Annotated in this window: 6 protein-coding genes and 1 pseudogene; all 7 read right to left on the reverse strand. The window is 61.7% G+C overall.

The genetic code is table 11. The annotated features are described in order from the left end of the window. Positions 1–148: pseudogene (locus CIC12_RS32940) on the reverse strand (energy transducer TonB); the annotation flags it as partial. A gap of 260 nt (positions 149–408) precedes the next feature. After that, on the reverse strand, positions 409–651 hold the full coding sequence (locus CIC12_RS04685; RefSeq protein WP_168662621.1) for a (2Fe-2S)-binding protein: 243 nt from the start codon (positions 649–651) through the stop codon (positions 409–411). A 216-nt stretch (positions 652–867) separates the two neighbouring features. Next, the gene (murI, locus tag CIC12_RS04690) at positions 868–1,755 is read right to left on the reverse strand and encodes a glutamate racemase (protein ID WP_168662623.1); all 888 of its coding nucleotides are present in this window, start codon (positions 1,753–1,755) and stop codon (positions 868–870) included. Between the two features lie 167 nt (positions 1,756–1,922). Beyond that, entirely contained in the window at positions 1,923–2,402 is a 480-nt protein-coding gene (gene bfr / locus CIC12_RS04695) for a bacterioferritin (protein ID WP_121315105.1), read from the reverse strand. A 192-nt stretch (positions 2,403–2,594) separates the two neighbouring features. Continuing rightward, on the reverse strand, positions 2,595–4,118 hold the full coding sequence (locus tag CIC12_RS04700) for a fumarate hydratase (protein ID WP_168662625.1): 1,524 nt from the start codon (positions 4,116–4,118) through the stop codon (positions 2,595–2,597). 57 nt (positions 4,119–4,175) lie between these two features. Beyond that, on the reverse strand, positions 4,176–4,745 hold the full coding sequence (locus tag CIC12_RS04705; protein ID WP_217468569.1) for a TIGR00645 family protein: 570 nt from the start codon (positions 4,743–4,745) through the stop codon (positions 4,176–4,178). A gap of 345 nt (positions 4,746–5,090) precedes the next feature. Further along, positions 5,091–5,984: a DMT family transporter gene (locus tag CIC12_RS04710; RefSeq protein ID WP_168662629.1), complete on the reverse strand. Its 894-nt coding sequence runs from the start codon at positions 5,982–5,984 to the stop codon at positions 5,091–5,093. Positions 5,985–6,106 lie beyond the last annotated feature (122 nt).

Genomic DNA, 6,106 nt, shown 5'->3' on the forward strand with positions numbered 1-6,106 from the left:
GCACGGGCTCGTGACGCAGCGTCATGATCACCGCAAGCAAACTAACGTGAATCACCGCCACGACGGCGGTCGCAGTCAACACACGGGAGTTCATGCGAGCGGGCGAAGCCGGCTTCGCGCCGGCTGGGACAGTAGGCGAGACCTGCATGTTAGCGTGGCAGCGCGCTGTGGGAGCAACACGTCAGACAAGACATCGTCATGTTCGGAAGATCAGCAGCGAAATAAATAGAGTAGTCACGAAACCAATCAGCAATTCCACCTCGAGCTCCTTTTGATGGGTGAGCGGGTAGCTGGCTGGCACGAATACGGATACTGGCTTGCTGACGGCAGTGGGATAACGCGTGATGCAGCGCTTGAAACAGCAGGATGCCGGGCGCCTCTGGGCACGGTTCGCGCCGCGCCCAGCATTCAGGCGGCCTTGCGTTCGTAAAATGTCAGCGGGACAGCCTGCGGATGATGCTCGATGCCGACGCCGCAGCGGCTGGCGCATACGCCGCTTTGCAACATGACGTCGCGCACGGACTCTTCGCACTTGCCGCAGCAGGACGCGACGCCCAACTCGAACTGAAGCTCGTCGAACGAGTCGACGCCATCCGCAATAGAGGAACGGATCGTGCGGTCAGAAACGGACTTGCAGACACAAACAATCATGGCAGGACGTCATAGCTAACGTTAATGCGAATTATTATCATTTTGTTTGGGCCGTTTGGCAAGAGGCCTGCCTGATTTTTTGTAACAAAACCAGACTCTTAGAAGGGCTTCATTTGAGGAGCGACGGCGGGCGACTGTGCTCGGATAGGCCAATAAATGCCCGAAACGTGTGCAAAATCAACGTGGCGCACGTCTTAACGCACTGCCCCTAGGGCTTTATGCGGCTTGGGAGTCCGGGGCTGCGGTGCGGCGCGAAGGGATCTGGACCTGGTTCACCGCTGCGTCGATATGCAGGAGAGTCGCCGCAAGCTGCTGCTGGTGCGTGCCGTCGCCGGTCGAATAAAAACGGGGCAGAGCGGCGCTCGCGTGCGCCGGGGCGGCGAGCAGACCGTGCTGCTCCAGTACGCGTTGCAGCTGACGCGCAATGGCGACGCTCGTGTCGATCAGCGTGAGCCGATCGCCGACGATGTCACGAATCGCCGCATCCAGAAAGGGGTAGTGAGTGCAGCCGAGCACCAGCGTGTCGGCGCCGGCATCGAGCATCGGCTGGAGATAGCCGCGCAGCAGCGTGCGCAATTCGGCCGAGCCGACGTCGCAGCGCTCGACCGCCTGCACGAGCCCATGGCCCGGTTGGCACAGAAAACGGCAGTCGGCGCCATAGCGCTCGAGCAGCGCCTGAAAGCGGACGCTGCGCAAGGTGACCTGGGTGGCGAGCACACCTGCGACGCGGGTTTTGGACTGCAGCGCAGCCGGCTTGATGCCGGGTTCGACGCCCACCAGCGGAATGGGCAGCTTTTCGCGAACCTGGGCGATTGATTGCGCGGTCGCCGTGTTGCAGGCGACCACCAGCGCTTTCGCACCTTGCTTGACCAGCCATTCGCCGATCGCCAGCGTGCGGTCGGCGATGAAGTCGCCGTCGCGCTCGCCATACGGCGCGTGGAGCGAATCGGCGACATACAGGATGGTTTCGTCAGGCAGTTGCGCCCGGACCGCCCTCAACACCGACAAACCGCCCAGGCCCGAATCGAAAATGCCGACCGGCGCGCTCGAAGCGGCCCCCGAAGTGAATGTCCGGACGGTCGGGGACGGCGATTGTGCAGACATAGGCGAAGAGCGCGCGCATGGCGCGCCGGTCAAGGGATGCTCGGGAAAACGGGAAAGTGTGCAAGTATATCGCCCGCGCGGACCCGGTCATGGCGAATGCCGGGATGAGTGGCCTGGTGGCTTGCGAGCTGGGCCATGAGTCGCGCGGGTATTTCAGCGCGGGTCGGTCAGGACTCGACCGTGCCCATTGCGCTTTGCTGGTAGTTCTGGATGCCGACCTTGTCGATCAGATCGAGTTGGGTTTCGAGCCAATCGATGTGTTCTTCCGTGTCGTCGAGAATCTTCGTGAAGATTTCGCGCGAGATGAAATCGCGGACCGATTCGCAGTACACGATTGCTTCCTTGCACGTGCTCTGCGAAATCTGTTCGAGCTTCAGATCGCATTCGAGGATCTCTTTGGTTTCCTCACCGATCAGCAGCTTGTGCAGATCCTGCAGATTCGGCAGACCGTCGAGCATGAAAATGCGTTCGATGAGCCAGTCGGCGTGCTTCATCTCACCGATCGATTCGTCGTATTCGTGTTTGCCGAGTTTTTCCAGGCCCCAGTGGCGATACATGCGTGCATGCAGGAAGTACTGGTTAATGGCGGTCAGCTCGTTTTTCAATTGAGCGTTGAGATATTCGATGACCTTCTTATCGCCTTGCATGATGTGTCCTTAATGGGGTTCAATTTCCCAGAACGATAAACGCCGACGTCCGAAAAGCCAAGGCCAAAATGCAGTTTCTTGCCTGATTTTGAGGGTTTTTCGCGTGTTGCTTATTGTTCGCATCTGGTTGTAAAAAAACCGGGGCACAAGGCCCCGGTTTCTGGTTTTTTTTTCAGTTGATCCTGGTCCCGATCAAACCGTCGCAACCGGAATCTTGCCGATCTTTGCCTGCCATTCCTTCGGGCCGGTCTGATGTACCGACGTGCCGTTCGAATCGACCGCGACCGTCACCGGCATGTCCTGCACGTCGAACTCATAGATCGCTTCCATGCCGAGGTCTTCGAACGCAAGCACCTTCGCGCTGCGAATCGCTTTCGACACGAGATACGCGGCGCCGCCCACCGCCATCAGATACGCGGCCTTGTGCTTCTTGATGGCCTCGATCGCAACCGGTCCGCGCTCGGCCTTGCCGATCATCGAAATGAGGCCCGTTTGCGAGAGCATCGTTTCGGTGAACTTGTCCATGCGCGTGGCCGTGGTAGGGCCCGCCGGGCCGACTGCTTCGTCGCGCACCGGATCGACCGGGCCGACGTAGTAGATCACGCGGTTCGTGAAATCGACCGGCAGCTTTTCGCCCTTCGCCAGCATGTCGGCGATGCGCTTGTGCGCGGCGTCGCGCCCCGTCAACATCTTGCCCGACAGCAGCAGTGTCTGGCCCGGCTTCCAACCGGCAACTTCTTCCGGCGTCAGCGTATTCAGGTCGACACGCTGACTGGTTTCCGTGTTCGGTTCCCACTGCACTTTCGGCCATGCATCGAGCGACGGCGCTTCGAGCTTCGCTACGCCGGAGCCGTCGAGCGTGAAGTGTGCGTGACGCGTGGCGGCGCAGTTCGGGATGATCGCGATCGGCTTGGACGCGGCGTGCGTCGGCGCGGCCATGATCTTCACATCGAGCACGGTGGCGAGGCCTCCGAGTCCCTGTGCACCGATACCGAGCGCGTTGACCTTCTCATGCAGTTCCACTCGCAGCTCTTCGATCCAGTCTTTCGGGCCGCGTGCGATCACGTCCTGAATGTCGATCGGGTCCATCAGCGATTCCTTGGCCATCACCATCGCTTTTTCAGCGGTGCCGCCGATGCCGATGCCGAGCATGCCCGGCGGGCACCAGCCCGCGCCCATGGTCGGCACGGTCTTGAGAATCCAGTCGACGATCGAATCCGACGGATTGAGCATCGCGAACTTCGACTTGTTTTCCGAGCCGCCCCCCTTGGCCGCTACCTGCACGTCGACGGTGTTGCCCGGCACGATCTCGTAGTGGATCACGGCCGGCGTGTTGTCCTTCGTGTTCTTGCGTGCGCCTTCGGGCGGACTTACGATCGACGCGCGCAGCACGTTGTCCGGGTTCAGATAACCACGGCGCACGCCTTCGTTGATCATGTCGGTGACGCCCATCGTCGCGCCGTCCCAACGCACGTCCATGCCGACTTTCACGAACACCGTGACGATGCCGGTGTCCTGACAGATCGGGCGCTTGCCTTCCGCGCACATACGGCTATTGGTGAGAATCTGCGCGATGGCGTCTTTCGCCGCCGGGCTCTGTTCGAGCTCATAGGCGCGGCCCAAGGCCTGGATGTAGTCGAGCGGGTGGTAATAGCTGATGTACTGAAGCGAATCAGCAATGCTCTGAATCAGATCTTCCTGTTTGATGACGGTCATGGCTTGGCTCAGTGGGGACAACGGCGCTTGTTCTCCGACCGCAGCGCGGTGGTGCGGTCAGTCGTGCGCCTTCAGGGGAGTGGAACCTTTTGCGGAACCCACGGCATGCAGCGCCGCGGGCTCTTCGAAATGCTTGGGATGTGTATGCGTGGTGAGGCGGTCGACCAGCGCCATCACCAGCGCGGACACGAGGAACGCCACGTGGATGATGACCTGCCACATGATCGTGTGCGTCGTGTTCTGGTCCGGGCTGATGAAAGTCTTCAGCAGATGGATCGACGAGATGCTGATCAGCGCCATCGACAATTTGACTTTGAGCACGCCGGCGTTCACGTGGTCGAGCCATTCCGGTTCGTCCGGATGACCTTCGACGCCCAGGCGGGAGACGAAGGTTTCATACCCGCCGATGATCACCATGATCAGCAGGTTCGAGATCATCACCACATCGATCAGGCCGAGCACGACCAGCATGATGTTGGTTTCGTCGAGCGTCATCGATGCCGTGACCAGATGCCAGACTTCCTTGAGGAACAGCACCACGTACACAGCCTGCGCGATGATCAGGCCCAGGTAGAGCGGCACCTGCAGCCAGCGGCTCATGAAGATGATGACGGGCAGCGGACGCATCGGGCGGCGCTGACGGGCGGAGTCGGGTCGCGGAGCGGACATAGGCAAGAGTCAGATGAAACGCGGGTGACGGAACACGGACCAATGCGCGGACCCGGCGTGCGATGACGCACGAGGATCGGACACGCAACCATGCGCAGACGGCGCGGTGCACGGCGTGAGAGCGCCGGGCAAGCTTGCATCAGGCGCGCTATTGTACAGCGTCGGGTGAATTTGCTGCGGCGCGGCGGGCAGGGTGGGCTTGGGGAACCGCAAGAGCCACATGGGCCACATGGGCCACATGAGCCACATGAGCCACATGAGCCACGTGAGCCACGTGAGCCACGTCTTGCCCGGGCGGCATGCTCAGGACGCCACCGGCGGCACCCGCCTCGTTTTCAGGCTGGCGAGCCCGATGCCCGCGACCACGCAAGCGAGGGCGAAACCGTGCGCGAGCGTGGGCCGTTCGCCGAGAAACGTGATGCCATAGATCGCGGCGGCCACCGGCAACACCGCGCTGAACACGCCCGCGAGACTGCCCGGGACATGGCGGATGCCCTTCATCCACAGCCAGAACGAGAAGATGCTGGCCGATAGCCCGTACCACAGCACCAATGTCCAGATGCTGACCGGCACCGCCTGATAGTTGAAGTGCACGAGCGCGCCGGCGCCGAGCGGCAGCATCAGCAGCAGGCCGAACAGGTGCGTGTAAGCGCAGATGTCGATCGGCGCGAGCGTTTGCGTGAGGCGGCGCGACAGGATGATGTAGAGCGATTCGCAGCACACCGCGCCGAGCACCATCAGATTGCCGGCGAACGAGGTCTCGCCGGCCGCGTTCTGGCCGACATGCGCGAGATTGATCACGACGACGCCGACGATCGCCAGCGCGATCGACGCGAGCGCCCGGCCGTTGGGCCGCTCCTTGAGGATCAGCCAGGACAGCAACGCGACGACCGCGGGGATCGTGCTGGTGATGACGCCGGCCGCCACCGCGCTGGTGCGCTGCACACCGTTGAGCATCAGCAACGTAAACCCGAAGGTGCCGAACAGCGCCTGCAGAAACAGGTTGACCCATTCGTCGCGTTTGACGCGGCGCAGCTTCGCCACACGCAGGAGCGGCCAGAGCACCGCCATCGCGATCACGAAGCGCAGCAGCGCGAACAGAGGGACGGGGACGAACTCGACAATCGATTTACCGATTCCGACATTGCTGCCGACCAGCAGCATCGAGGTGATGAGAAGAAGGGCGTAGCGATTCAAGCTGGAGTCCGGGCGGCTAGTTCAGTTAGCATTGTAAGAGGCCGTGCGAACGAGCGTAAAGACACACGGGCGGACACACGGGCGGACACACGGGCGGACACACGGGCGGACACACGGGCGGA

Origin of the sequence: Paraburkholderia sp. SG-MS1 (assembly GCF_012275575.1) — a bacterium.
Taxonomy (GTDB): Bacteria; Pseudomonadota; Gammaproteobacteria; order Burkholderiales; family Burkholderiaceae; genus Paraburkholderia.